Origin of the sequence: Pseudonocardia spirodelae, from assembly GCF_037727765.1 — a bacterium.
GTDB lineage: Bacteria > Actinomycetota > Actinomycetes > Mycobacteriales > Pseudonocardiaceae > Pseudonocardia > Pseudonocardia spirodelae.
Map to the genome: position 1 here is coordinate 1 of NZ_JBBJUP010000010.1, position 24,377 is coordinate 24,377.

At 74.8% G+C, this 24,377-nt stretch carries 25 protein-coding genes; 10 read left to right on the plus strand and 15 right to left on the minus strand.

Translation table 11 applies throughout. The annotated features are described in order from the left end of the window. The 4 genes from WJX68_RS13540 to WJX68_RS13555 form a co-directional block, all read right to left on the minus strand. Nucleotides 1-932 (minus strand): acyl-CoA desaturase (locus tag WJX68_RS13540; protein ID WP_340290584.1); only part of this gene is annotated, 932 nt, incomplete at its 3' end. A gap of 97 nt (nucleotides 933-1,029) precedes the next feature. Then, nucleotides 1,030-2,112, minus strand: a complete 1,083-nt coding sequence (locus tag WJX68_RS13545) for an LLM class flavin-dependent oxidoreductase (RefSeq protein WP_340290587.1) — start codon at nucleotides 2,110-2,112, stop codon at nucleotides 1,030-1,032. Then, entirely contained in the window at nucleotides 2,113-2,742 is a 630-nt protein-coding gene (locus WJX68_RS13550) for an isochorismatase family protein (RefSeq protein ID WP_340290590.1), read from the minus strand. Continuing rightward, nucleotides 2,739-3,395 carry a GntR family transcriptional regulator gene (locus WJX68_RS13555; RefSeq protein ID WP_340290593.1) on the minus strand — a complete coding sequence of 219 codons (657 nt, stop codon included), beginning with the start codon at nucleotides 3,393-3,395 and terminating at the stop codon, nucleotides 2,739-2,741. Before WJX68_RS13555 ends, WJX68_RS13550 begins: the two co-directional genes overlap by 4 nt. 126 nt (nucleotides 3,396-3,521) lie before the next feature. On the opposite strand from WJX68_RS13555, the gene WJX68_RS13560 reads away from it, so the two are divergent. The 4 genes from WJX68_RS13560 (at nucleotide 3,522) to WJX68_RS13575 (ending at nucleotide 6,261) form a co-directional block, all read left to right on the plus strand. Then, nucleotides 3,522-4,421, plus strand: a complete 900-nt coding sequence (locus tag WJX68_RS13560) for an isocitrate lyase/PEP mutase family protein (protein WP_340290596.1) — start codon at nucleotides 3,522-3,524, stop codon at nucleotides 4,419-4,421. 263 nt (nucleotides 4,422-4,684) lie between these two features. Further along, nucleotides 4,685-4,819 carry a hypothetical protein gene (locus WJX68_RS13565; protein WP_340290598.1) on the plus strand — a complete coding sequence of 45 codons (135 nt, stop codon included), beginning with the start codon at nucleotides 4,685-4,687 and terminating at the stop codon, nucleotides 4,817-4,819. Next, nucleotides 4,816-5,271, plus strand: a complete 456-nt coding sequence (locus WJX68_RS13570) for a DUF2795 domain-containing protein (protein ID WP_340290600.1) — start codon at nucleotides 4,816-4,818, stop codon at nucleotides 5,269-5,271. The genes WJX68_RS13565 and WJX68_RS13570 overlap by 4 nt, the downstream gene beginning before the upstream one ends. A 495-nt stretch (nucleotides 5,272-5,766) precedes the next feature. Next, nucleotides 5,767-6,261 carry a sodium-independent anion transporter gene (locus tag WJX68_RS13575; RefSeq protein WP_340290603.1) on the plus strand — a complete coding sequence of 165 codons (495 nt, stop codon included), beginning with the start codon at nucleotides 5,767-5,769 and terminating at the stop codon, nucleotides 6,259-6,261. A gap of 25 nt (nucleotides 6,262-6,286) precedes the next feature. On the opposite strand, the gene alc is transcribed toward WJX68_RS13575, so the two are convergent. The 6 genes from alc to WJX68_RS13605 are packed head-to-tail and all read right to left on the minus strand — an operon-like array spanning nucleotide 6,287 to nucleotide 12,414. After that, the gene (alc, locus tag WJX68_RS13580; RefSeq protein ID WP_340290605.1) at nucleotides 6,287-7,279 is read right to left on the minus strand and encodes an allantoicase; all 993 of its coding nucleotides are present in this window, start codon (nucleotides 7,277-7,279) and stop codon (nucleotides 6,287-6,289) included. A 13-nt stretch (nucleotides 7,280-7,292) separates the two neighbouring features. Next, entirely contained in the window at nucleotides 7,293-8,495 is a 1,203-nt protein-coding gene (locus WJX68_RS13585; protein ID WP_340290607.1) for a glycerate kinase, read from the minus strand. Then, nucleotides 8,492-10,282 carry a glyoxylate carboligase gene (gcl, locus tag WJX68_RS13590; RefSeq protein ID WP_340290609.1) on the minus strand — a complete coding sequence of 597 codons (1,791 nt, stop codon included), beginning with the start codon at nucleotides 10,280-10,282 and terminating at the stop codon, nucleotides 8,492-8,494. The genes WJX68_RS13585 and gcl overlap by 4 nt, the downstream gene beginning before the upstream one ends. Continuing rightward, on the minus strand, nucleotides 10,279-11,217 hold the full coding sequence (locus WJX68_RS13595; protein ID WP_340290996.1) for an NAD(P)-dependent oxidoreductase: 939 nt from the start codon (nucleotides 11,215-11,217) through the stop codon (nucleotides 10,279-10,281). The genes gcl and WJX68_RS13595 overlap by 4 nt, the downstream gene beginning before the upstream one ends. Beyond that, nucleotides 11,214-12,002 (minus strand): hydroxypyruvate isomerase family protein, encoded by a 789-nt coding sequence (locus WJX68_RS13600; RefSeq protein WP_340290612.1) that lies wholly within the window; start codon nucleotides 12,000-12,002, stop codon nucleotides 11,214-11,216. Before WJX68_RS13600 ends, WJX68_RS13595 begins: the two co-directional genes overlap by 4 nt. 19 nt (nucleotides 12,003-12,021) lie before the next feature. Continuing rightward, nucleotides 12,022-12,414, minus strand: a complete 393-nt coding sequence (locus WJX68_RS13605; protein WP_340290615.1) for an allophanate hydrolase-related protein — start codon at nucleotides 12,412-12,414, stop codon at nucleotides 12,022-12,024. Nucleotides 12,415-12,611: 197 nt separating this feature from the next. Between WJX68_RS13605 and WJX68_RS13610 the strand changes: the two genes are divergently transcribed. The 5 genes from WJX68_RS13610 (at nucleotide 12,612) to WJX68_RS13630 (ending at nucleotide 18,092) form a co-directional block, all read left to right on the plus strand. Beyond that, entirely contained in the window at nucleotides 12,612-14,150 is a 1,539-nt protein-coding gene (locus WJX68_RS13610; RefSeq protein ID WP_340290617.1) for an NCS1 family nucleobase:cation symporter-1, read from the plus strand. Further along, nucleotides 14,150-14,884, plus strand: coding sequence for an aspartate/glutamate racemase family protein (locus WJX68_RS13615; RefSeq protein ID WP_340290620.1), 735 nt, complete (start codon nucleotides 14,150-14,152; stop codon nucleotides 14,882-14,884). The genes WJX68_RS13610 and WJX68_RS13615 overlap by 1 nt, the downstream gene beginning before the upstream one ends. Further along, nucleotides 14,881-16,278 (plus strand): allantoinase AllB, encoded by a 1,398-nt coding sequence (gene allB, locus WJX68_RS13620; RefSeq protein ID WP_340290623.1) that lies wholly within the window; start codon nucleotides 14,881-14,883, stop codon nucleotides 16,276-16,278. The genes WJX68_RS13615 and allB overlap by 4 nt, the downstream gene beginning before the upstream one ends. Nucleotides 16,279-16,287: 9 nt before the next feature. After that, the gene (locus tag WJX68_RS13625) at nucleotides 16,288-17,103 is read left to right on the plus strand and encodes an IclR family transcriptional regulator (protein WP_340290626.1); all 816 of its coding nucleotides are present in this window, start codon (nucleotides 16,288-16,290) and stop codon (nucleotides 17,101-17,103) included. 113 nt (nucleotides 17,104-17,216) lie between these two features. Next, a complete protein-coding gene (locus WJX68_RS13630; RefSeq protein WP_340290628.1) occupies nucleotides 17,217-18,092 on the plus strand; it encodes a DUF559 domain-containing protein in 876 nt (291 codons plus the stop codon). Nucleotides 18,093-18,208: 116 nt separating this feature from the next. On the opposite strand, the gene WJX68_RS13635 is transcribed toward WJX68_RS13630, so the two are convergent. The 4 genes from WJX68_RS13635 to uraD are packed head-to-tail and all read right to left on the minus strand — an operon-like array spanning nucleotide 18,209 to nucleotide 21,477. Beyond that, nucleotides 18,209-19,708 carry a nucleobase:cation symporter-2 family protein gene (locus WJX68_RS13635; RefSeq protein WP_340290630.1) on the minus strand — a complete coding sequence of 500 codons (1,500 nt, stop codon included), beginning with the start codon at nucleotides 19,706-19,708 and terminating at the stop codon, nucleotides 18,209-18,211. 32 nt (nucleotides 19,709-19,740) lie between these two features. After that, nucleotides 19,741-20,667, minus strand: a complete 927-nt coding sequence (pucL, locus tag WJX68_RS13640) for a factor-independent urate hydroxylase (protein WP_340290632.1) — start codon at nucleotides 20,665-20,667, stop codon at nucleotides 19,741-19,743. Nucleotides 20,668-20,671: 4 nt separating this feature from the next. Beyond that, nucleotides 20,672-20,974: a hydroxyisourate hydrolase gene (locus tag WJX68_RS13645; protein WP_340290634.1), complete on the minus strand. Its 303-nt coding sequence runs from the start codon at nucleotides 20,972-20,974 to the stop codon at nucleotides 20,672-20,674. Further along, entirely contained in the window at nucleotides 20,971-21,477 is a 507-nt protein-coding gene (gene uraD, locus WJX68_RS13650) for a 2-oxo-4-hydroxy-4-carboxy-5-ureidoimidazoline decarboxylase (protein ID WP_340290636.1), read from the minus strand. Before uraD ends, WJX68_RS13645 begins: the two co-directional genes overlap by 4 nt. 424 nt (nucleotides 21,478-21,901) lie before the next feature. Here uraD and WJX68_RS13655 point away from each other — a divergent pair, with 424 nt between their 5' ends. Further along, on the plus strand, nucleotides 21,902-23,536 hold the full coding sequence (locus WJX68_RS13655; RefSeq protein ID WP_340290638.1) for a purine-cytosine permease family protein: 1,635 nt from the start codon (nucleotides 21,902-21,904) through the stop codon (nucleotides 23,534-23,536). Between the two features lie 76 nt (nucleotides 23,537-23,612). Here WJX68_RS13655 and WJX68_RS13660 read toward each other — a convergent pair whose 3' ends face one another. Then, nucleotides 23,613-24,377 carry an urease accessory protein UreD gene (locus WJX68_RS13660; RefSeq protein ID WP_340290640.1) on the minus strand — a complete coding sequence of 255 codons (765 nt, stop codon included), beginning with the start codon at nucleotides 24,375-24,377 and terminating at the stop codon, nucleotides 23,613-23,615.

Consider the following 24,377-nt stretch of genomic DNA (forward strand, 5'->3'; position numbering starts at 1 on the left):
TCGTCCGGCCGTGCGGCGAGCCGGGCGAGGCGCTTCTCGCTCGGCCAGCGCACGTTCCACGCCCACCCGAGCCGCTCGAACAGCCGAATCACCCCGGCCGAGATGTCGATCTCGCCGCGGCCCACGCCGTGCCGCGCCGAGGTCGGGTCGGCGTGGTGCAGGTTGTGCCACGACTCGCCCATGCTCGGGATCGCCAGCAGCCAGACGTTCGTGGAGCGGTCACGCGACCGGAAGGGCCGCTCGCCGACGAGGTGGCAGATCGAGTTCGTCGACCACGCCACGTGGTGCGAGACCGCGACCCGGACCAGCCCGGCCCAGAAGAACGCGGTGAACGCGCCCCACCAGGACCACGTCACCAGGCCGCCGACCACGCCCGGCCCGAACACCGACAGGATCGTCAGCACGGTGAAGCCGCGGTGCACGCGGTCGATGTCGGGGTCGGCGAGCAGGTCGGGGGCGAACCGGCGCTGGTCGGTGAGCGAGCGGTCGAAGATCCAGCCCATGTGGGCGTGCCAGAACCCGCGCACCAGCGCGGCGGGGGAGGTGCCGTAGCGCCACGGCGAGTGCGGGTCGCCCTCGGCGTCGGCGTAGGCGTGGTGACGACGGTGGTCGGCCACCCAGTGCCGGACGGGACCCTGCACGGCGAGGCTGCCCGCGACGGCCAGCGCGATCCGCAGCCCCCGGTTCGCGGTGAACGAGCCGTGGGTGAAGTAGCGGTGGAACCCGACGGTCACACCCAGCATCGACACGACGTACAGGCCCAGGGCGAGACCGGCGTCGAGCCAGGTCAGGCCCCAGCCCCAGGCGAGCGGGACGGCGGCGACGAGCGCGAGCGCGGGGACGATCGCGAACGCGTAGACGAACAGGTGCGGGACGGGATGGCGGAGCCGGTCGGAGAGGTCGGGCCGGGCCGCGGGCCGGGAGTCGGTCACCCCTGCGATGGTTCCGGCTCGCACCAGAACGGACAGTGGGGACAACCCCCCTCACCGTGCGTACGCGCCCGCGGCCCGGCCCCGCCGGGGCCTCCGCTCAGGCCGGCGCGACCGGCTGCGCCGCCTCCTTCAGCAACGGCTTCACCCGCTCGCCGAACTTGGTGACGCCGTCGACGAAGTCCGGCCAGGTGAGCAGTGCGCCGTCGATGCCGGTGGTCACCGCGATCTCGTCGAGCTGGGCGGCGACCCGCTCGTAGGAGCCCTTCACCACCGGCAGCGACAGGAACGCCATGTTCCCCTCCTCGGCCGGTCGCTCCAGCGACGCCAGCAGCTGCGCCGACGTGCCGTCGGGGTTGGTGTCCAGCGACGCCCCGGTGGTCATGTAGCTGATCGCCTCGAGGTCGGCGTTCTCGACGATGTGGCGGCACAGCCGGTCCGCCTCGGCGTCGGTCTCCTCGGCGATGACGCAGTACAGCGCGTAGGTGCCGACGTCGCGGCCGCGCTCGTCGCCGAGCCGCCGCACGCCGGCGGCGATGTCCCCGACCTTGGAGCGCTCGGCCATGATGAAGTTGCGGTCGCCGTGCTCGGCGGTGAACGCCTGACCGGCGGGGGACTGCCCGGCGCACACGACGGTGGGCGTGTGCAGCGGCTTGGGCCGCATGTCCGCCTCGTCGAAGGTGAAGAACTCGCCGGAGAACGTGGTGGGCCCCTCGCTCCACAGCGCCCGCAGGACCTGGACGTACTCCGCGGCGTAGGCGTAGCGGCGGTCGAAGTAGTCGTCGCCGGGCCACAGGCCCATCTGGGTGTACTCCGGCTTGTTCCAGCCGGTCACGATGTTGAGGCCGCACCGGCCCCCGGAGATCTCGTCGATGGTCGCAACCATCCGCGCGGCCATGACCGGGTGCGTGGCCAGGGTCGTCACCGACGGGTAGAGCCCGATCCGCTCGGTGACCGCGGCCAGCCCGCCGAACAGGGTGAACGACTCCAGGCACTCGCCCCAGAAGTCGCTGGGACCGCCGGACCCGCGGTGCTTCATCATCGACAGCACGAAGTCCAGGCCCTGACGCTCGGCCTCCTGGGTGATGGCGACGTTGTGCGCGAAGCTCGGCCGGTACTGCGGGCTGCCGGTCGAGAGGATGTAGCCGTTGGTCGCGTTGGGGATGAACACGCCGTAGTGCACTCAGACCTCCTGGGGGGACAGCTGCGTGAGGGTGCGGGGCAGATCGACGACGTCGGCGTACTTGGCGTCGAGGTCGGCGAGGTTGGCCGCGTGCACGGCCGGGTCGCGGTCGGCGCAGGCGCCGTCGACGACGACCGGGCGGAACCCGGCCGCCAGCGCGTCGGTCGCGCTCGCGCGCACGCAGCCCGAGGTCGAGACCCCGGTGACGACGACCGTGTCGGTCCCGCGAGCGCGCAGGGTGGCGGCCAGCGAGGTCCCGGCGAACGCCGAGGCGTGCTGCTTGGCGAGCACCGCCTCGCCCGGGGCGGGGGACAGGACGAGCTCGCCCCAGCCGCCCGGTGCGCCGTCGGCGAAGCACGCCAGTGCGGGCACCTTGGCGGCGAAGAACCCGGCGTCGGCGAGGTCGGCGGCGTAGCGCACCACGGTCCAGACGACCGGGTGGCCACCCGCCCGCGCGGCCTCGACGACCGCGGCGGTCCCGGCGACGACGTCGCGGGCGGTGGCGGGCGCGCCGAGGAAGAACGGCCCGGCGGGCTCGGTGTAGGCGCGCACGAGGTCGACGACGAGCACCGCCGGGGCACGGCCCCAGCCGACCCGCCCGGAGAACGGGGCGCCGTGCGGGCCGCTCACCGGCGGTCCCCGGTCATGACGGCGCGGGCGTTGGCGATGTGGCTGACCATCACCGCGGCGGCCCAGACGCCGTCGCGGGCGCGCAGGGCGGCGACGATCTCGGTGTGGTGGGCGAGGCTGCGGGCCAGCGACGCCGCGTCGTAGGTGTGGAAGGTCCGCAGCACCACCGGGGCGTGCACCACGCCGGCCAGCGCCGAGGTCAGGGCCGGGGTGTCGGCCACCGCCAGCAGCCGGGCGTGGAACTCGCGGTTCAGCTCGACCAGCGCGTCGAGGTCCTGCCCGGGCCCGGGGGCGCCGACGGCGTGCATCCGGCGGGCGAGGTCGTCGAGCTCGTCGAGGTCGGTGGCGGTGGCCCGGGCCGCGGCCCGTTCGGTGGCCCGCGGCTCCAGGGCCCGGCGGACGTCGAAGATGTCGTCGAGGTCGGCCTCGGTGAACCGGGAGACGCGGGCCCCGCGGTGCGGGTGCAGCTCGACCAGCCCCTCCGCCGCGAGCCGCGACAGCGCCTCCCGGACCGGTGTGCGCGAGACCCCCAGCCGGTCGGCCAGCTCGACCTCGCCCAGCCGGGCGCCCGCGGCCAGCGCGCCGGAGAGGATCTCCTCCCGCAGCGTGGCCTGGGCGCGCTCGGACGCGCGCCGGGGTGCCGTGTCGACCATCGACCTCACCTCCGCTGTATGCAACGTAGGAGCGACGGGTGGGATGCACAAGGCATCGGGCCTGTTGTGACGGCGGGGTTACGGGCAGAGTGGACCACGTTGTACACAACGACGGAAGGATGCCCCGTGGCCGACCTCCTCAGCCGCCCCGGCAACCGGCGCGCCCGGCTGCGTGAGCTGCTCGACGCCGGCGGCCCCGTGCTCGCCCCCGGCGCCTACGACGCGCTGTCCGCCCGCCTGGTCGAGCAGGCCGGGTTCGACGCCGTCTACATGACCGGGTTCGGCACCACCGCGGGGCTGCTGGGCCGGCCCGACGTCGGCCTGCTCGGCGGGGCCGAGATGGCCGCGCACGCCGGGCGGCTCGCCGACGCCGTCGACCTGCCGCTGATCGCCGACGCCGACACCGGCTACGGCAACCCGGTCAACGTCGTCCGCACGGTGCGCGACTACGAGCGGGCCGGCGTCGCCGCGCTGCACCTGGAGGACCAGGTGATGCCCAAGCGCTGCGGGCACCTCGCCGGCAAGCAGGTCGTGCCCGCCGCGGAGATGGCGGCGAAGGTGCGCGCCGCCGTCGACGCCCGCCGCGACCCCGACCTGCTGGTCATCGCCCGGACCGACGCCGCGGCCGTGCACGGTCTCGACGAGGCACTGGACCGGGCGCGGCGCTGCGCCGACGCGGGTGCGGACCTGCTCTTCGTCGAGGCGCCCACCTCCGAGCGCGACATCGAGACGGTGGCGACCGCGCTCGCCGGGCACCGGCTGGTGTTCAACTGGGCCGAGGGCGGACGGACACCGCCGCTGTCGCGCGAGCGCCTCGCCGAGCTCGGGTTCGCCCTCGTGCTCTTCCCGGTCGGCACGCTGCTCGCCGCGACGGCCGGCATGCGTGCGCTGCTGGAGCGGCTGCGCGCCGACGGCACCCCGCAGGCCCTGCTGGGCGAGCTGGGCGGTCTCGACGCCTTCGCCGAGCTCGCCGGCATCGGCGAGATCCGGGAGCTGGAGGAGCGCTACCGCCACGACGGGGGGTGAGGCCTACCCGTCGCGCTCACGGGACAAACCTGGCCCCCCGAACCCTGCGGTACCGGACGAGTTGGCACTACACGGTCACGAGTGGCGGGTCGATATGTCCTCGCCCACACTCGGTCGCACACGCCCCGCTGACCTGCGGACGTCGCTCGGAACGGGACAGGGCGGCGGGGTCCCGAGTTCGCCCCAGGCGGTGAATCGTGCAGCAGAACACTCCCCGGCTCCGCATCTGCGAACGATGTTGGTCATCGGTCGCGGACGGCTCGGTGTGCCGCATCTTCCGGCACACCGACCCCGCGTCCCCGCTGGAGACCCCGGTGTTCTCCTACCGGCATCTCGACGGCGACCCGGCGTGCAGCGGCGCGCAGCAGCCCGAGCTCGAGAAGGGATGGGCCGCATGAGCGCCCCCTCGGCCCCCCGACGCCGGATCGGTGCGGTCGCACCGGGCACCCCCGCGCAGGCGGCGCTGCCGTCGCTGCCCGTGCCGCCCGACCGGACGCTCCCGCCCTCGACCGAGCTGGAGCGGCTGCGCGAGAACCTGGCCCGGGTGCTGGCCGGCCTGCGCTGGCCGGCCCACCGCTGGCAGGTGCTCGCCGAGGCCGAGGCCTGGGGGGTCAGCGGCGTGGTCCGCCAGCAGATCCTGCCGCTGCCCGACGGCCGCTACCCGTCCTTCGAGTCGGTCGTGGACGTGCTGACCGCGGCCGCCCGCGGACGGCTGCGCCCGCTGCCGGTGCGCCCCGCGCCGGCCCCGGACCGCATCCACCCGGCCGAGCGCGCGGGTGTCCCGCCGCGCTTCACCCGTCCGCTGCCCCGCGGCGGACCCGGCCCGGGCCCGGGCCGCCGCCCCGCCTGAGTCCCGGACCACCGGGGTCGTGCGACCACCCCGGACACCTGCCGCGCGCCGCGGATCCACCCGGATCCGCGGCGTGCGGTCGTGTGTCCGGGGAAGGTGGTGCGGGGTCCGCGCCGGGAGGGTCCGGCCATGTCGGCCGGGGCCGGCGGTCCCGAATCCGCCGGCCCCGGCCGGTGTGGCCACCCGTCCGCTCCCCAGCGACGGGTGGTGGGTCGAGGCGTGCCGTGCGGTGCCGGACGCGGGGGCGGTACCGGCGGCACGACGTCGAGGATGCGCCTCGGGGCGGGGTCGTCGCCAGGGCCGGAGGTCCCGAACGGCACGGCCACCGTGGCGCGTCAAGTGATGTATATCACAGGCGTCGCCGGATGTGGACGGATTCGCCCGATCCCGGCGGCCGGATCGGTCAAGCCGCACCCGGACGTGTAGCCGGCACCCCGGCGGGAAGGCCTCCGGTGCCGGGCCCGGCGCGGGCCCGCGGGCGAACAGGAGGCGGACGTGGTGGGGCACGCGGCGATCGGGCTGGCGGTCGAGACGGCGGGACCGGGGGTGCGTCTGGTCCGGGTGTCCGGGCGGCTGGACCGGCCGGGGGTGGAGGCGCTGGCGCGGATGCTCGACGCCCAGGCCCGCTGCGGGCGGACGCCGGGGCACGTCGTCGTCGACCTGGCCGGGGTCAGCTCCTTCGACGGCGCCGCGGTCGAGCGCCTGGGCGCGGTCGTGGCGCGGTCACGGACCGAGGGGGTCCGGCTGCACCTGGCCGGCTGCGGCGGCCGCGCGGAGCTGCTGCCGCTGCGGGCCCGCCAGGTGCTGCAGCGGTGCAGCGCGTTCCCCTCGGCCGAGGTCGCGGTGCGGGCACTCGTCGCGAGCACGCCCGGGGCGGCGCTGCCGCCGCCGCGCCGCCCCGCCGACGACGACCGCGCCCCGGCCGCCGGGGACGCGGCCCCGGGGGTGCCCCGGCCGTCCGGGACCCGTCCGGTGGCCTCGGGCTCCTGAGCCGGCCGCGCGGTGCGGCGCCGGCTCAGCCGGCCTCCTCGACGGCGCGGCGCAGGGCGGCGGCACCGTCGGCGTCGAGCTCGCCGGGCAGCCGCAGCCGGGACAGCCCGCCGTCGGGGAACACGTCCAGGCGCAGGTGGGTGGCCCCGCCGGCGCCGGGCAGCAGGAACCGGTGGCGGGTGTCGGGCTGCACGCGCTCGCGCTCGAGCAGGACCCGCGGGGCCCCGCCGGTGCGCTCGTCGCGGGTGCTCACCGAGACCCACCCCGGGGCGTTGCCGACGAACCAGGTCGTGTCGATCTCCACGTGGCGCGGCACCCCGCCGGCGGCGAGGGCGAATTCGACCCAGTCGTTGCCGCCGTCGCGACGCCGCGCGTTCTCCCAGCCCTCGCCCATGTGCCGGGCCTTCCCGGGCAGGATCAGGTTGCCGGGGGAGGAGTAGAACTCGTCGGAGCAGCCGGTGACGTGCCCGCCGTTCTCCGCCGCGACCAGGTCGACGGTGCCCTCCAGGAACCGCGGGTCGGGCAGCACCCGACCCAGCACCCGGAAGCGCGCGATGCCGCCGTCGGGGTGCATGACCAGCCGGACGTGGGTGACGCGGCGCCCCGACGCCACCGGGTAGACGTTCGCGGTGTCCCCGGCGCACGCCGAGCGTCCCACCAGCTCGAACCAGTCCGCCTTGAGCAGCTCCTCCGGCGACGGGTGCCCCTCCACCGCGGCGCCCTGCACCGCGATCTCCGGCGGGTAGTTCCCGCGGAACCACGAGGTGTCCACGACGACGTGGTCCACCGCACCGGGCGCCCCGAGCCGGACCAGTGCCCAGTCGTGGCCGGGCTCGCGCCGGCGGCGGGTCTCCCAGCCGTCGTAGACCTTGCCCTTCAGCCCGAACTCGTCGGGGTCGAACCGCGGCGGGGCGGCGGTGATCAGGTTCTCGCGCTGGGCGAAGAACTCGTCGTTGGCGGCGACGACGGAGCCGCCGAGCGCGCGGGAGGCCAGGTCGATGAGCGAGGGGTCGGACACGGTCTGCTCCTGGTCACGTCGTGGGAACGGTGGACGGGTGGTCGGTGGCGATGCGGGCCCCGGCCCGGCGCAGCAGCTCCGCCGCGCGGGCGACGGCGTCGCGGGGGTCGCGGGCCAGGTCGGTCAGTGCGTGCGCGGCGGCGAACCCGGCCGCCCGCAGCGCCCCGGGGTCGAGCGTCACCTGCCCGGCGACGGCGACGACCGGCACCCCGGCCGCGCGGGCGGCCGCGGCGACCCCGGCCGGGGCCTTGCCGTGCAGGGTCTGGGTGTCCAGCCTGCCCTCCCCGGTGACGACGAGGCCGGCACCGGACAGGGCGTCGTGGAACCCGGTCAGCTCCAGGACGGTACCGACGCCCGGGGCGGTGCGCGCCCCGCAGACGGCGGTCAGGGCGAGCCCGGCCCCGCCCGCGGCGCCCGCCCCGGCGGCGCCGGCCAGGACGTCCGGGTCGGCGCCGGTGGCGTCGCCGAGCACCCGCACCCAGCGGGCGAGCGCCGCGTCGAGCGCGGCCACCAGCCCGGCGTCGGCCCCCTTCTGCGGGCCGTACACCGCGGCCGCGCCACGCGGGCCGAGCAGCGGGTTGTCGACGTCGGCGGCCACCCGCACCCGGGCCCCGCGCAGCCGCGGGTGCAGCCCGGCCAGGTCGAGCCGGTCGGCGCGGGCCAGCGCGAGCCCGCCGCGGCCCACCTCGGCCCCGGCCGCGTCGAGGACCCGGGCGCCCAGCCCGCGCAGCAGCCCCGCGCCGCCGTCGGTGGTGGCGCTGCCGCCCAGCCCGACGACGACGTCGGTGCAGCCCGCGTCGAGCACCGCGGCCAGCACGGTGCCCAGCCCCTCGGTGCCCGCCCCGCCCGGGTCGGGCTCCCCGCCGGGAAGCACCGCGAGCCCGGAGGTCGCGGCCAGCTCCACCAGCGCGGTGGCGCCGTGCCGGGCCCAGGTCGCGGCCAGCGGCGCGCCGGTCGGGCCGGTCGCCGCCGTCGTGACCGGGGTCCAGCCCGCCGCGAGGGCGGCGGCGACCGTGCCCTCGCCGCCGTCGGCGACCGGGCAGCACCGCACCGGGCGGTGCGGGTCGGCGTCGGCGATGCCGGCGGCCAGCGCCGCGGCGACGGCGGCCGCGTCCAACGAGCCCTTGAACTTGTCCGGGGCCAGCAGGACGGTGCCACCGGGCCTGCCACCCGGCCTGCCACCGGGCCGGCCGCCGGGCCCGTCGCTGCTGCTCACGGCCGGTGGGCCAGCGCCGTCGGTGCGTCCGCCGGGCTCTCGGCGAGGTCCTCGAACTCGGTGACGGCGTCGATCTCGGTGCCCATCGCGATGTTGGTGACCCGCTCCAGCACGACCTCGACCACGACCGGCACCTTGTGCTCGCCGGCCAGCTGCGTGGCCCGGCGCAGGGTGCTCGCGAGCTCGTCGGGGTCGGTGACCCGCAGACCCACGCAGCCCAGCCCCTCGGCGACGCGGACGTGGTCGACGCCGTAGCCCTTGGGCAGCCCGGTCGCCTCCTCGTCGGCGTGCATGTTGTCGAAGGCCAGCGACACCTCGTAGTCCATCCCGAAGGCGCGCTGGGCCTGCCGGATCAGCCCGAGGTAGGAGTTGTTGACCACGACGTGCACGTAGCCGAGCCCGAACTGGGCGCCGACGGCGAGCTCCTCGAGCATGAACTGGAAGTCGTAGTCGCCCGACAGGGCCACCACCGGCGTCGACCGGTCCGCGACGACGGCGCCCAGCGCGGCGGGGATGGTCCAGCCCAGCGGCCCGGCCTGCCCGCAGTTGACCCAGTGCCGCGGCCGGTAGACGTGCAGGAACTGCCCGGCCGCGATCTGGGACAGCCCGATCGTGGTCACGTAGCGGGTCTCCGGGCCGAAGGCCCGGTTCATCTCCTGGTAGACGCGCTGCGGCTTGATGGGCACGTGCGGGAAGTCGGTGCGGCGCAGCAGCGTCGCCTTCCGCTCCCGGCACGAGCGGGCCCACGCCGAGCGGTCCGGCAGGCCGCCGTCGTCGCTCCGGCGGCGGGCCTCGGCCAGCAGCGACCGCAGCGCGGCCCCGGCGTCGGAGACGACGCCGTAGTCCGGGGCGAAGACCCGCCCGATCTGGGTCGGCTCGACGTCGACGTGCACGAAGCGCCGCCCGCTGCGGTAGACGTCGAGCCCGCCGGTGTGCCGGTTGGCCCACCGGTTGCCGATGCCGACGACGAGGTCGGACTCCAGGAAGGTGGCGTTGCCGTAGCGGTGCGCGGTCTGCAGGCCGACCATCCCCGCGGCGAGCGGGTGGTCGTCGGGGATCGTGCCCCAGCCCATCAGGGTCGGCACCACCGGCACGCCCAGCAGCTCGGCCAGCTCGACGAGCTCCGCGGAGGCGTCGGCGTTGACGATCCCGCCGCCCGCGACGATCAGCGGCCGCTCGGCCGAGGCCAGCAGGTCGAGGATCCTCGCGGCCTGCGGCGGCGTCATCGCAGGGCGGTGCACCGGCAGCGGCGCGTAGGTGTCGGGGTCGAAGTCGATCTCGGTCTGCTGCACGTCGACCGGCAGGTCGATCAGAACCGGGCCGGGACGCCCGGACCGCATCAGGTGGAACGCCTGCGCGAACGCGCCCGGCACCTGCGCGGCCTCGCGCACGGTCATCGCCATCTTCGTGACCGGCGCCGCGATGGCCGCGATGTCGACGGCCTGGAAGTCCTCCTTGTGCAGCCGCGCGACCGGCGCCTGCCCGGTGATCGCCAGGATCGGGATCGAGTCCGCCGACGCCGAGTACAGGCCGGTGACCATGTCGGTGCCCGCCGGCCCCGAGGTGCCGATGCAGACGCCGATGTTGCCCGGCCCGGAGCGGGTGTAGCCCTCGGCCATGTGCGAGGCGCCTTCGACGTGGCGGGCCAGCACGTGGCCGATGGTGCCGCGGGCGCGCAGCGCGGCGTAGAACGGATTGATCGCCGCGCCGGGGACGCCGAAGGCCTGCGTCGCGCCCTCCAGCTCCAGGATGCGGACGGCGGCCTCGGCCGCGGTCATGCGGGTCACGATGCGGCCCCGTTCAGACGCGCGACGGTGCGGTGCAGCGCGGAGTGGTCGAGAGCGCCGTCGCCCGCGGCCCGGGTGGCGGCCACGAGCTGGGCGACCAGCGCGGCCACCGGGGTGACGACCCCGGCCTCCCGGGCGGACTCGGCGACGATGCCCATGTCCTTGTGGTGCAGGTCGATCCGGAAACCGGGGGCGTAGTCCCCGGACAGCATCTTCGCGGCCTTCTGGTCGAGGACCTTCGAGCCGGCGAGCCCGCCGCCCAGGACCTCGACGGCGGCCTCGAGGTCGGCGCCGTGCGCCCGCAGGAACTCGACGGCCTCGGCGAGCAGCGCGATGTTGCCCGCGACGATCAGCTGGTTCGCGGCCTTCACGGTCTGCCCGGCGCCGGACGGCCCGACGTGCACGACCGTCCTCCCGACGGCGTCGAGCAGCGGGCGGGCGGCCTCGACGTCGTCGGCCGCCCCGCCGACCATGATGGACAGCGCGGCGTTCTCCGCGCCGGCCTGCCCGCCGGAGACCGGGGCGTCGACCATGCGCAGCCCGCGCTCGCGGGCCCGCCCGGCGAGCTCGCGCGCCACGTCGGGGCGGATGGTCGAGAAGTCGATCACCAGGGTGCCCGGCTGCGCGGTGTCGAAGACGCCGCCCGCTCCGGTGCAGACGTCGGCGACGTCCGGCGAGTCGGGCAGCATCAGCGCCACGACCTCGGCCTTCTCGACGGCCTCGGCGACGGTCGCGGCGGCGCGGCCGCCGGCGTCGACGAGCGGGCGGGTCTTCTCGGGGCTGCGGTTGTGGCCGGTGACCTCGTGGCCGGCGGCCACCAGGTGGCGGGCCATGGGGTCACCCATGATCCCGAGTCCGACGAACGCGACGGTGGTCATGACGTGCCTCCTGCTGTGTCGTGGAGGGTCGTGGAGGTGGTGTGCGGGGTGGCTCAGGCGCCGGTGCGGGCGGCGGCGAGCCAGGCGAACGGGTCGTCGGTGGCCGGGGAGTACTCCAGGCTCACCGGGCCGCGGTAGCCGGCGGCGACGACGCGGGCGAGCAGGTCGTGGATCGGCAGCGTGCCGGTCCCGGGCTCGCCGCGCCCGGGGGCGTCGGCGATCTGCACGTGGCCGATGCGCCCGGCGTGGCGGTCGATCGCCGCGGCGGGGTCGTCGCCGTTGACGGCGAGGTGGTAGACGTCGAGCAGCAGGCGCAGGTCCGGCGAGCCGACCCGGTCGAGCACGGCGACGGCGTCGTCGGCGGTCTTCAGCGGGTAGGCCTCCACACCGCTGACCGGTTCGAGCAGCGCGACCGCGCCGATCCGGGCGGCGGCCGCGGCGGCCATGGCGAGGTTCGCGTCGGCCGTCTCGTCCTGGCGGACCGGGTCGAGGTCGTCGCGGCGGTTGCCGTACAGGGCGTTGAAGCCCAGCGTGCCGAGCCGCTCACCGATCCCGACGGCGACGGCGACGCTGTCGGCGAACTCGGTCGAGCGCGCCGGGTCGGACAGGATGCCGCGCTCGCCGGCGGGCATGTCCCCGGCGGCGAAGTTGAGGCCGGTCAGGGTGACCCCGGCGTCGGCGACGGCGGCGACGAACGCGTCCACCTCGCGGTCGGCGGGCACCGGCTCGGCGAAGGGCCACCAGAACTCGACGGCGTCGAAGCCGGCGGCCGCGGCGGCCGCGGGCCGCTGCAGCAGCGGCAGCGCGGGAAGGACGATGGAGCAGTTGACGGTGTAGCGCACGGTGTCTCCTCGTCTGAGGTCAGCTGGGGTCGGGCAGCCCCTTGTAGGCCCGCCACCCGCCGTGGGTGGTGATGTCGGTGAGCTCGTCGGCCTGGCGCTGCAGCACGCCCGGCCGGAGCCCGACGGCGAGCACGTCGCGCCCGTCGTCGAGCTCGATGACGGTGAGCTCCAGCTCCGGCGGCTCGTCGGGCAGGAAGTCGGTGCGGATCGCCGAGAGCGGGACGTCGTAGATCTCCCCGGCCAGTGCGACCGCCCCGGTGGGGTCCTCGACCAGCGCCGGGAAGGCGTCGCGTACCGAGTACATCCGGTAGTGCGGTGCGGTGCGCACGGCGCCCAGGAACGGGTGGGCCGAGACGTTGTGGTGGAGCCGACCGCCGCGCATCGCGTCGCCCGAGCAGAAGAGAGCCGTCACCGGAGCCTCCGTAATTCCGCGATGCGGAAATATGATTCCGTTGTGTGATGTGAATCGGACCACGCGCGCCGGGGGCTGTCAAGCCTCGCCGTCGACCGCGACCCCTTGACGCAGTCGTGACCCGCGCCATAGCGTGATTCCACGAGGCAAGAGATTCGTTTCACATCGCGGAAAACAGTGGGAACCGAGGTGGCCCCATGACGGGACCCGGAACGACCGACGCCACCGGCGAGAGCCGGTCCACCGCACCGACCACCGGCGGCCCGCCGTCCCCGCCGGGGACCGCGGCGCCCAGCCCGCGGCTCTACAACCGCGACCTGGCACCGACCACGGTGCACGGGCGCAGCTGGAAGGCCTACAACATCTTCACCCTCTGGGCCGTCGACGTGCACAGCCTGGGCAACTACGGCTTCGCGCTCGGCCTGTTCGCCCTCGGCCTGGGCGCCTGGCAGATCCTCGTGTCGCTGGGCATCGGCGCGCTATTGCTGCTGGTGCTGCTCACCGTCGCCGGCTACATGGGCTTCCGCACCGGCCTGCCGTTCCCGGTGATGAGCCGGATCGCGTTCGGCATCCGGGGCGCGCAGCTGCCCGCCCTGGTCCGCGGCGCGGTCGCGATCGCCTGGTTCGGCATCCAGACCTACCTCGCCACCCGCGTCCTGACGGTGATGGTGCTGGCCGTCGCGCCCGGCGCCGCCGCGCTGGAGCAGGTGTCCTTCCTGGGGCTGTCGGCGCTGGGGTGGATCTGCTTCGTCGTGCTGTGGGTGGTGCAGGTGGCGATCCTGCTGCGCGGCATGGACGGCATCCGCCGCTACGAGGCCGTCGCGGGCCCGATCGTGCTGCTCACCCTCGCGGTGCTGGCCGGCTGGATGCTGTGGCAGACCGGCGGGGACATCGCCCTGTCGGTGCCCGGCGCGCTGACCGGCGGCGCCATGTGGGTGGAGATCCTCGCCGGCGCCGCGCTGTGGACGGCGATCTACGGCACCTTCGTCCTCAACTTCTGCGACTTCACCCGGGGCGCGGTCTCCACCGGCGCGGTCCGGCGCGGGAGCTTCTGGGGGATCCTGCCCAACACGCTGTTCTTCGGCGTGATCGTCGTCGTCCTCGCCGGCGGGCAGCTGCGGATCTCGGGGCAGGTCGTCTCCAGCCCGGCCGACGTCGTGAACACGATCCCGAACACGCCGCTGCTGCTGCTCGCCTCGGCCGCCCTGCTGGTGCTGACGATCGCGGTCAACCTCATGGCCAACTTCGTCGCGCCGTGCTATGCCCTGTCCAACCTGTTCCCGAAGATGCTCGACTTCCGCCGGGCCGGGGTGGTGAGCGCGCTGATCGGGCTGCTCATCCTGCCGTGGAACCTCTACGACTCGCCGGTCGTGATCACCTACTTCCTGGGTGTGCTGGGCGCGCTGCTCGGCCCGCTGTTCGGCATCGTCATGGCCGACTACTGGCTGGTCCGGCGCGGGCGGATCGACGTGCCCGCGCTCTACTCCGAGGCGAGCACCGGGGCCTATCACTACCGCGGCGGGGTCAACCGGCGCGCGGTCGCGGTGTTCGTGCCCTCCGCGCTGGTCGCCGTCGCGGTCGGGTTCGTGCCCGCACTGGGCCCGGTGGCGCCGTTCAGCTGGTTCCTCGGCGCCGGGATCGCCGCGATCCTCACCGTGCTGGTCGCGCCCCGCGGGCGGACCTATCACGCGGTGTCCGGCGAGTCGATCGCCGTCGAGCCGGCCGGGGGGCACTGATGCGGATCGTGGTCGTCAACGTCAACACCACCGCCTCGGTGACCGACGCCATCGCCGCGTCGGCCCGCTCGGTCGCCGCGCCCGGCACCGAGATCGTCGGGCTCACGCCGCGCTTCGGCGCCGAGTCCGTCGAGGGGAACCTGGAGAGCTACCTGGCCGCCGTCGGGGTGGCGGACGCGGTCGCGCGCCACCGCGACTCCGGCGAGCCGTTCGACGCGGTGATCCAGGCCGGCTACGGCGAGCACGGCCGCGAGGGCCTGCAGGAGATGCTCGACGTCCCCGTCGTCGACATCACCGAGGCCGCCGCGGCCACCGCGATGTACCTCGGCCACCGCTACGCGGTGGTGACCACGCTGGACCGCACCGTGCCGCTGATCGAGGACCGCCTGCTGCTGGCCGGGCTGGACCGGCGCTGCGCCTCGGTGCGCGCCTCCGGGCTCGCGGTGCTGGAGCTCGAGCAGGACCCCGACCGGGCGGTCGCCGCCATCGTCGAGCAGGCCCGGCTCGCGGTCGAGGACGACCACGCCGAGGTGATCTGCCTCGGCTGCGGCGGCATGGCCGGGCTGGACGCGACGGTGCGCGCGGAGACCGGGGTGCCCGTCGTCGACGGCGTGCAGGCCGCGGTGACGGTGGCCGAGTCCCTGGTCCGCCTGGGACTGTCGACGTCCAAGGCCCGCACCTACGCCGCCCCCCGTAGGAAGAAGATCACCGGATTCCCCCTGGAGATGTCATGACCAGCTACGACCTGGTGGTCCGCGGGAAGCGGATCATGACCACGGCCGGCGAGCAGCCCCGCGAGATCGGTGTGACGGCCGGGCGGATCGTCGCGATCGAGCCGCTGGGCAACGCCCTCGACGGCGCCCGCGTGATCGAGCTGGCCGACGACGAGGTGCTCCTGCCCGGGCTCGTCGACACCCACGTGCACGTCAACGAGCCCGGCCGCACCGAGTGGGAGGGCTTCGCGTCGGCGACCCGGGCGGCGGCGGCCGGCGGGGTCACCACGATCGTCGACATGCCGCTGAACTCGATCCCGCCGACCGTCGACGTCGCCGCGCTCGAGGTGAAGCGCAAGGTCGCCGAGCACCAGGCGTTCGTCGACGTCGGGTTCTGGGGCGGCGCGGTGCCGGGCAACCTCGGCGACCTGCGCGGGCTGCACGACGAGGGCGTCTTCGGCTTCAAGTGCTTCCTGCTGCACTCCGGCGTCGACGAGTTCCCGCCGCTCGACGCCGACGAGATGGAACGCGACATGGCCGAGCTGGCCACGTTCGACGCCATGATGATCGTGCACGCCGAGGACTCGCGCGCCATCGAGAAGGCCCCGACCCCGCACGGCGCGCGGTACGACACCTTCCTGCGCTCGCGCCCGCGCGGCGCGGAGAACCTCGCGATCGCCGAGGTCATCGAGCGGGCGCGCTGGACCGGCGCGCGGGCGCACGTGCTGCACGTGTCCAGCTCCGACGCGCTGCCGATGATCGCGACCGCGCGCCGCGACGGCGTCCGGATCACCGCCGAGACCTGCCCGCACTACCTCACGCTGTTCGCCGAGGAGATCCCCGACGGTGCCACCACGCACAAGTGCTGCCCGCCGATCCGCGAGGCGTCCAACCGCGAGCTGCTGTGGGAGGGCCTGCTCGACGGGACGATCGACTGCATCGTGAGCGACCACTCGCCGTCCACGGTGGAGCTGAAGCTGCTCGACTCCGGTGACTTCGGACTGGCCTGGGGCGGGGTGTCCTCGCTGCAGCTGGGGCTGTCGCTGGTGTGGAGCGAGGCGCGCCGGCGCGGCATCGGGCTGGCACAGGTGGTGCAGTGGATGGCGTCGAAGCCCGCCGACCTGGTCGGGTTGCGGTCCAAGGGCCGCATCGCGCTGGGCTACGACGCCGACCTGGCCGTCTTCGCCCCCGACGCCGCCTACGTCGTCGACCCGGACCGGCTGCACCACAAGAACAAGGTGAGCGCCTACGCGGGCCGCTCGCTGTCCGGCGTGGTCCGGCGCACGGTGCTGGGCGGGCGCGACGTCGACGTCACGGGGGAGCCGCACGGACGGCTGCTGCGGCGCGGCTCGGTCGAGCGGGTGACCGGCGCCGTTCCGGGCGAGATGCCCGGTCCTACGGACGATCAGGGCTAGACTTCCGTCATGCGGAAGAACGATCCCGACGACGGCGTGGCCGGTCCCGGCGTCGTCGCCGCCCCGGCGCGCTCGGGGACCGTGCAGGCCGTCGAACGCGCCGTCGACCTGCTGGAGGCCATGGCCGACGCCGGCGGGACGGTCAGCCTGTCCCACCTCGCGGCGACCTCCGGCCTCCCGCTGCCCACGATCCACCGGCTCGTACGGACGCTGGCGGGCCGCGGCTACGTCCGCCAGCAGTCCTCCCGGGAGTACGCGCTCGGCCCGCGACTGGTGCGCCTCGGCGACACCGCGGGCCGGCTGGTCGGGGTGTGGGCGCGGCCGCGGCTGGTCGAGCTCGTCGACGACATCGGCGAGAGCGCGAACCTGGCCCTGCTCGAGGGCAACCAGGTCGTCTACGTCGCCCAGGAGCCCGGCCGGCACTCGATGCGGATGTTCACCGAGGTCGGACGCCGGGTGTCCCCGCACTGCACGGCCGTCGGGAAGGCCCTGCTGTCGCGGATGCCGGTGGAGCGGGCGCGCGAGATCCTGCGCCACACCGACTTCGTGCGCCACACCGACAACACGATCACCTCCCCGGAGGAGTTCGCCGCCGAGCTCGACAAGGTCCGTGCCGCGGGCTACGCCGTCGACGAGGGGGAGCAGGAGCTCGGGGTGCGCTGCGTCGCCGTCGCGCTGGACGGTCCGCTGCCCGCCGCCGTCTCCATCTCCGGGCCGACGACGCGGATGACCGACGCGCTGCTCGACTCGGCCGTGCCGAAGCTGCAGGCCGCGGCCGACGCGCTCGTGGCCGAGCTGGCCCGCCAGGACGCCGCGGGCGGCTGAGGGCGCCGGTGATCACCACCGGTGCCGGCAGTGGCCGGGGAGTGTGATCGCTCGCGCGAACGGGGGCGGCTGTTCCGGCCCGCAGGCGTCCTCGGGTGCCGCAGGCTGCGCGGATGACGGCTCTCGACCACCTGCTGACGGGTCAGGCCGGTGTCCTGTCCCGAGCGCAGGCGATCGCGCACGGCGTGCCGGCCCGGACCGTCGCCCGGCGTGTGTCGTCGGGGGCGTGGCGGGCGCTCCACCCCGGTGTCTACCTCGTGGGGGGCCACCGGATCACCGACGAGGTCCGGGTCCGCGCGGCATGGCTGTGGGGCGGGGCCCGCAGCACGGTGTCCGGATCCGCCGCGGCGTTCTGGCTCGGCTTCCGGGCGGAGGCGCCGTCGCAGATCGTGCTCGCCGTCCCGCCCGTGGTGCAGCGGGCGCGCCGGGACGATGTGCGGCTGCGCCGGCGCGACCTCGACCCGCTCGACCGGGCGGCGTTCCGCGGTGTCACCGTCACCGGGCCCGCGCTGACCGTCCTGGAGACGGCGGGGACGCTCCGCGACGGCGCCGCGTTCCTCGACCGCGCACTGCAACAGCGGTGGGTCTCGTTGCCGGACCTGCACGCCGCGTACTGCCGTGTCGCCGGCACCCCGGGCATCGCACGGAGCGCCAGGCTCCTCGTCGCCGCCGGGGACCGCGCTGACTCGGGGCTCGAGCGCCGGCTGCTGCGCCTGCTGCGCCGCGCCGGCATCGCCGGGCTGGTGCGTGCGGTGGCGTTCGGGCCGTGGACGATCGACCTGGCGATCCCGTCGCTGCGCATCGCGGTCGAGGTCGACGGCTGGGCGTGGCACAGCGACCCCGACCGGTTCCGTGCCGACCGTCGCAAGCAGAACGCGCTGTCGACGGCGGGGTGGACGGTGCTGCGGTTCACCTGGTCCGACGTCTACGATTCCCCGGACCTCACGGTCCGCCGGGTCCGGCAGGCGGTCCGTGACCGAGCCGCGTGAGGGTTTCGGTGCCGGATCCGGCACCGAGACCCTCGACCGTCGCGATCAGGACACGACCGTGGGGCCGGTGCACCGGGCACCGGCCCCACGGCCGTCAGGTCACGCCGTCCGGGAGCTCACTCCTCCCGGACGCGCGTGCCCGGCTTCGCCTCGACCGGCTCGTAGGAGTCCGGGCCGAGCACCTCGCCCGAGGACAGGATGCGGATCTCGCCGGTCTGCACGAGGACCGGCGGTCCCGCGGCGACGATCGACGGCGCCGGCCGTCCCGCCCCGAGGACGTTGAAGAACAGGTTCAGCAGCACCGCGACGATCGCGGCGGAGCTGATGCCGGAGTGGAAGATCGTCGAGAACCAGGCCGGGAAGTTCTCCCAGAAGTCCGGCGACACCACCGGGACCAGCCCGAACGCCACCGACGCGGCCACGATCACCATGTTGTTGGTGTTGCGGTACTCCACGGTGGCCAGCGTCCGGATGCCGCTCGCGGCGACCGTCCCGAACAGCACGATCCCGGCTCCGCCGAGCACCGGCTGCGGGATCGCGGAGAACACCGCGGACGCGATCGGGGACAGCCCCAGGAGCAGCAGCAGCGCCCCGCCGGCGGCGACGGCGAAGCGGCTCCGGATCCCGGTGAGCGCGACCAGGCCGACGTTCTGGGCGAACGCCGTCGCCGGGAAGGAGTTGAACACCGGCGCGAGCAGCGACGCGGCCATGTCGGCCCGCAGCCCGTCGCCGACCCGGCGGGAGTCCACCTCGGTCTCGACCACCTCGCCGACGGCGAGGATGTCCGCCGTCGTCTCCACCATGATCACCAGGACCACGATGACCATCGAGACGATCGCGCCGATCTCGAACAGCGGCGCCCCGAACGCGAACGGCGTCGGCAGGGCGAGCACGCTCGACCGCCCGACCGCGGAGAAGCCGCTCAGGCCCAGCGCCAGCGCGACCACGGTGCCGACCACGAGCCCGAGCAGCACCGACAGCCGCGAGACCGCCCGGATCCGGCTGGCCACGATCACGACCAGGAAGGTGAACGCGGCCAGCGCGATGTTCGGCAGCGACGCGAATGCCGGGTTGGGCACCGTCGCGCCGGCGACCGTCACGGTCTCCCGGCCGGTGATCCAGCCCGTCGCCACCGGCATGAGCGACAGCCCGATCACGGTGATGATCGAGCCGGTGACCACCGGCGGGAACAGCCGCACGACCTTGGCGAAGAACGGCGTGATGAGCAGCCCGACCAGCGCGGCGACGAGCACCGCACCGTAGACGGTGCGCAGGCCGTCGGTGCCGTCGTCGCCGACGATCGCGATCATCGTCGACACCGACGCGAACGAGGTGCCCTGCACCAGCGGCAGCTGCGAGCCGAAGAACGGCAGGCCGAGCGTCTGCAGGAGCGTCGCGAGCCCGCTCACGAACAGCCCGCAGGCCACGAGGACGGCGCTCTGCACCGGGTCGAGCCCGGCCGCGCCGCCGATGATGATCGGGACGGCGATGACGCCGCCGAACATCGCGAGGATGTGCTGCACGCCGTAGCCGACGGTGGGGCCGAGGCCGAGCCGTTCGTCCTCGGGCCGCCGGGCGTGCCCCGTACTCGGTTCCGTGCTCGGTGCGGTGCTCATGCGCGCTTCCCCTCGGGTGTGCGGTGGTGGGGTCAGACGAACGAGGGCACGTCGGTCCACGCCTCCGGCGCCGGGGTCACGCCGTCGCGCACGACGGTGCCCTCGATGAGGCCGTAGGGGCGGTCCGCGGCGTAGAACACCTCGTTCGGGTTCTTGAGGCCGAACGGGGACAGGTCGGACAGGAAGTGGTGCTTGTTGGGCATCGCGAAGCGGATCTCGGCGATGCCGTCGCACGTTTCGATCGCCGCGCGGCCCATCTCGTAGAGCGACTGCTGCAGCGCCAGCGAGTGGGTCGAGGCGAAGGCGGCCAGCATCGCCGCGCCGACGGCGTCGTGGACGGCGTTGTAGTCGATCCCGGCCGCGACGGCCTCGGGCAGGTAGCGCCAGCGCGCGGTGACCGAGGTGGCGAGGATGCGGTCGTCGGTCTCGACGAGCGTGGTGTAGCGGTCGCGGGGGAAGCCGTGGAACTCGCTGCCGGTGGACTTGAGGACGGTGAGGTCCTTGAGCCCGGCGGTGACGTGGGTGGCGCAGCCGTCGCCGTGGGCGACCTTCTGCACCGTGGCCAGCCGGGTGGCGCGGCCCTTGCGGACGAAGGAGTGGTCGTGCCCGGCGCCGTCGACGAGGATCCGCTCCCACTCGTACTGCTCGGCCTGCCACAGCCCGCCGGTGATCCAGTCGAACTCGCCGGTGAAGTGGTCGCCGAGCAGCATCAGGAACTCCTCGGGCGAGGTGATGCCGTGCTCGGAGGCGAAGGCGTAGACGACGTTCTTCTGGGTGTCGGTGGCGACGACCTTCGCGTTGTCGCCGGTCAGGTAGCTGCTCTCCAGCGCGGCGCCGCGCAGCTGGCTGGTGACGTTCAGGTCGGCGATCTCGTGGCGGTCGGTGTCGCGCACGACGCGCACCACGCGGACCTCCGCCTTGCCGTACTTGTTGTCGCCGAGGTGGACCGAGACGGACATGGGGTCAGCTCCCGAGGTAGGTGGAGTAGGAGTAGGGCGACAGCAGCAGCGGCACGTGGTGGTGGCGGTCGGTGCGCTCCGGGCGGAACGCGATCGACACCTCCGGGAAGAAGGGGCCGGGCGTCACGAACGTGATCCGGTGCAGGACGCCCGCGGTCAGCGCGGCCGTGTCCGGGGCGCGCCAGCGGCCGTCGTCGTCGGTGGTGCCGGAGGCGAGGACGGTGTCCCCGGCGGTGAGCGTGACGGGCACGCCCGCGGCGGGGCGGCCGGCGGCGGCGTCGAGGACGTGGGTGGAGAAGCTGCTCATGCCAGCACCTGCCGCATCCGCAGCGCGGTGATCTCGGCGAGCTGGCCCGCGGCCTCGGCCCGCTCGGTGGCCGGGTCGTTGTCCAGCCGGCGCCGCAGCTCGGCGAGGACCTCGCCGGCGTCGCGACCGGCCGCGCGGATCAGGAAGACGTGCCCGAAGCGCTGCTCGTAGGCGGCGTTGCCGGCCGCCAGCCGCGCCGCGGTGTCGGCGCCGGTGTCCACCCCGGACTGCTCGGAGCGGGAGAACGCGGCGCCCTCGGCGTGCGCGCCGCCCGGGCGCTCGCCGATCCGGGGGTGCCCGGCCAGCGCGGCGTCGATCTCGGCGGTGCCGAGGGCGAGGACGGCCTTCTCCGCGGCGGCGACGGCGTCGTCGACACCGGCGTAGGGCCGGCCGGCCAGGAACCGGTCCGCCCAGGCGGGCGAGGTGACGACCGCGCGCAGGACGGCGCGCAGCTCGTCCGGTGCGGCGGTATTGAGGCGGTGGAGCGGGAGTGCGTCCGGCATGGGCCCTGCTTCCGTGCGGGACTCCGCAGATTTCACAATGCGGAATCGTGGTTCCGAACAACGACAGTGTTGGCGTCGGGGAGACGCTGTGTCAAGGGTCACCGCGACCGCATCCCGGCAGGCGCCGGCGCCCGGGGCCGGACCCGGCGCCGGGCGTGATCGGAACCGGGAGGGCCGGACGAGGGGCCGGCGCGGGTTCCGGGGCGTCCACGGTGACCGCGACGGCGGGGTTCCACACCCGCCGCGCCCGGATCGTCACGCAGTCGTCCCGCCCGGACAACCGCGCGTCACGCGACGCCCGGAAGGTCCTGTTCGCCGGGATGGGGCGTCACGCAGTCGTCACGGCCGGGCAACCCGTGCCGACGGGTGCACGACGGAGCATCGGTCACCGGTGGTCACCGACCCGGCCACCGGGGGAGACGGCATGACACAGGAGATGACGCCGCCCGCGCCGACGGCCGTCGGCGCCGCGCGCGAGACGCTGGAGGACTACACGCTGCGGTTCGCGCCGCGCAGCTACCGGCGCTGGTCCCCGGGCGTGGTCGGGGTGACCGCGCTCGGCGGGATCGCCTACCTCGCCGACTTCGCGATCGGGGCCAACATCGGCATCGCCTACGGCACGACGAACGCGCTGTGGGGCATCGCCGTCTTCGCGCTCGTGGTCGTCGCCACCGGCACACCGGTGGCCTACTACGCCGCCCGCTACAACCTCGACCTGGACCTGATCACCCGCGGCAGCGGCTTCGGCTACCACGGCTCGATCCTGACCAACGTCATCTTCGCGACGTTCACGTTCATCTTCTTCGCGCTCGAGGGCTCGATCATGGCCCAGGGCCTCGAGCTCGGCCTGGGCATCCCGGTGTGGCTCGGCTACGCCCTGTCCACGGTGATCATCTTCCCGCTGGTCGTCCACGGGATGTCGCTGCTGTCGACGCTGCAGCTGTGGACGACGCCGCTGTGGCTGGTCCTGATGGTGCTGCCGTTCGGCTACCTCGTGGCCGCCCACCCCGAGTCGGTGACGGCGTTCCTGGCCTACCGGGGCGAGGACGGCAACGGCGCGCCGAGCCTGGGCGCGGTCATGCTCGCGGCCGGGGTGTGCCTGTCGCTGATCGCCCAGATCGCCGAGCAGATCGACTACCTGCGGTTCATGCCCCCGAAGACCCCGGAGAACGCGCGTCGCTGGTGGGCCGCGACGCTGCTCGCGGGCCCCGGCTGGGTGCTGTTCGGCGCGGTGAAGCAGGTCGTCGGGCTGTTCCTCGCCGTCTACGTCATCGCCACCGTCGCCGGTGGCGCGCGGGTCGCGAACGAGCCCGTCCAGCAGTTCCTGCTGATCTACGAGGACCTCGTGCCGGGCTGGCTGGCGGTCACCCTCGCGGTCGTGCTGGTCGTCATCAGCCAGATCAAGATCAACGTCACGAACGCCTACTCCGGCTCGCTGGCCTGGACCAACTCCGTCACCCGGGTCACCGGGCGCTACCCGGGCCGGCTGGTGTTCCTGGGGGTCAACCTGGCGATCGCGCTGGTGCTGATGGAGGCGAACATGTTCGACTTCCTCAACACCGTCCTCGGCTTCTACGCCAACATGGGCATCGCCTGGATCGTCGTCGTCGCGACCGACATCGTGGTGAACAAGTACCTGCTGGGGATCTCGCCGAAGACCCCGGAGTTCCGCCGCGGCATGCTGTACCCGGTCAACCCGGTCGGGTTCGGGTCGGTCGTGGTCGCGGGCGGGCTGTCCATCGCGACGTTCTTCGGCGCCCTCGGGCCGGCGGTCCAGCCGTTCTCGCCGCTGGTCGCCATCGTGCTCGGGTTCGTGCTGCCGCCGGTGCTCGCCGTCGCCACCCGGGGCCGCTACTACCTGCGCCGCCGCGACGACGGCATCGACGAGCCGATGTACGACGAGCACGGGAACCCGTCGGCGGCCGTGCTGTGCTGCGTGGCGTGCGGCCAGGACCTCGAGCGCCCGGACATGACGGCGAGCGCCGCCGGCGGGCACGTCTGCTCGCTGTGCCTGGCGACCGACCGTGCGGGGGAGCACGTGCTGCCCGCGCAGCACTGAGGCCCGCGGCCGGGCTCCCGGCCGTGCCCGCGGTGGCCGCCGCCGACCGCCCGCGGCGGCCACCGCGACCCCGCGCTCACACCGGCGCGGTCTCCGGGCCCGGCACGGCCACGGCCGCCGCGACGGCCGCGGCGAGCCGCCGGGCGGCGGTGACGGCGTCGTGCCCGACCGCCGTCGCGAGCACCCCGCGGACGGGGAGCGGGGAGAGGCTCCAGCCGTCCCCGGAGGCCGCGGGGACCGCGCCGGGCGCGCCGACGAGCACCTCGGTGCCCAGCACCCGGTGCCCGCCGAGGTGCGCGGGGGAGCCGTCGAGCAGCGGGTCCCCGATCTCCTGGGTCTGCACCAGCAGCGGCCGGCCCTGCTCGGCGATCCGCACGGTGCCCCGGTGCCGGCCCGGTCGCTCGCCGGTGCGCCCGCCGACCAGCACGTCGCGGGCGTGCAGGCGGGCGGTCGGGGCCAGCGCGACGTCCAGCAGGGTCTCGTGGTGGGCGCGGGCGGTGACCACCGTCGGCTCGGGCAGGTAGGTCAGCGACCCGCCGTCGGCGACCGTGCAGCGGAGCACGGTCCGGCTGGGCCGGGTGCCCGCCCCGGGCAGGGCGACGGCCGCGGCGACACCGGTGAGCGTCAGGTGCGCCCCCGCCCCGACGCTGACGGCGAGCTCGACGTCGTCGCCGGCCAGCGGGGTCGACGCCGACCCGACCAGGTGCACCACGGCGTCGCCCGTCGCGGCCCCGGCGGCGCCGCGGCGGGGGACCAGCGCGAGCGGGGCCCCGGCGCGCAGGCGCTCCACGACGGTCCGGCCGTCGCGGGCGGCCACGACCAGCTCGGCGCGCGCCCGCAC

What these genes read in the sequence shown, in the direction of transcription:
- uraD (WP_340290636.1), bottom strand. Translation starts at nt 21,477, where the DNA reads ATGCCGGACGCACTCCCGCTCCACCGCCTCAATACCGCCGCACCGGAC.
- WJX68_RS13555 (WP_340290593.1), bottom strand. Translation starts at nt 3,395, where the DNA reads ATGGTCGACACGGCACCCCGGCGCGCGTCCGAGCGCGCCCAGGCCACG.
- WJX68_RS13615 (WP_340290620.1), top strand. Translation starts at nt 14,150, where the DNA reads ATGCGGATCGTGGTCGTCAACGTCAACACCACCGCCTCGGTGACCGAC.
- allB (WP_340290623.1), top strand. Translation starts at nt 14,881, where the DNA reads ATGACCAGCTACGACCTGGTGGTCCGCGGGAAGCGGATCATGACCACG.
- WJX68_RS13645 (WP_340290634.1), bottom strand. Translation starts at nt 20,974, where the DNA reads ATGAGCAGCTTCTCCACCCACGTCCTCGACGCCGCCGCCGGCCGCCCC.
- WJX68_RS13630 (WP_340290628.1), top strand. Translation starts at nt 17,217, where the DNA reads ATGACGGCTCTCGACCACCTGCTGACGGGTCAGGCCGGTGTCCTGTCC.
- pucL (WP_340290632.1), bottom strand. Translation starts at nt 20,667, where the DNA reads ATGTCCGTCTCGGTCCACCTCGGCGACAACAAGTACGGCAAGGCGGAG.
- WJX68_RS13655 (WP_340290638.1), top strand. Translation starts at nt 21,902, where the DNA reads ATGACACAGGAGATGACGCCGCCCGCGCCGACGGCCGTCGGCGCCGCG.
- WJX68_RS13635 (WP_340290630.1), bottom strand. Translation starts at nt 19,708, where the DNA reads ATGAGCACCGCACCGAGCACGGAACCGAGTACGGGGCACGCCCGGCGG.
- WJX68_RS13570 (WP_340290600.1), top strand. Translation starts at nt 4,816, where the DNA reads ATGAGCGCCCCCTCGGCCCCCCGACGCCGGATCGGTGCGGTCGCACCG.
- WJX68_RS13625 (WP_340290626.1), top strand. Translation starts at nt 16,288, where the DNA reads ATGCGGAAGAACGATCCCGACGACGGCGTGGCCGGTCCCGGCGTCGTC.
- WJX68_RS13610 (WP_340290617.1), top strand. Translation starts at nt 12,612, where the DNA reads ATGACGGGACCCGGAACGACCGACGCCACCGGCGAGAGCCGGTCCACC.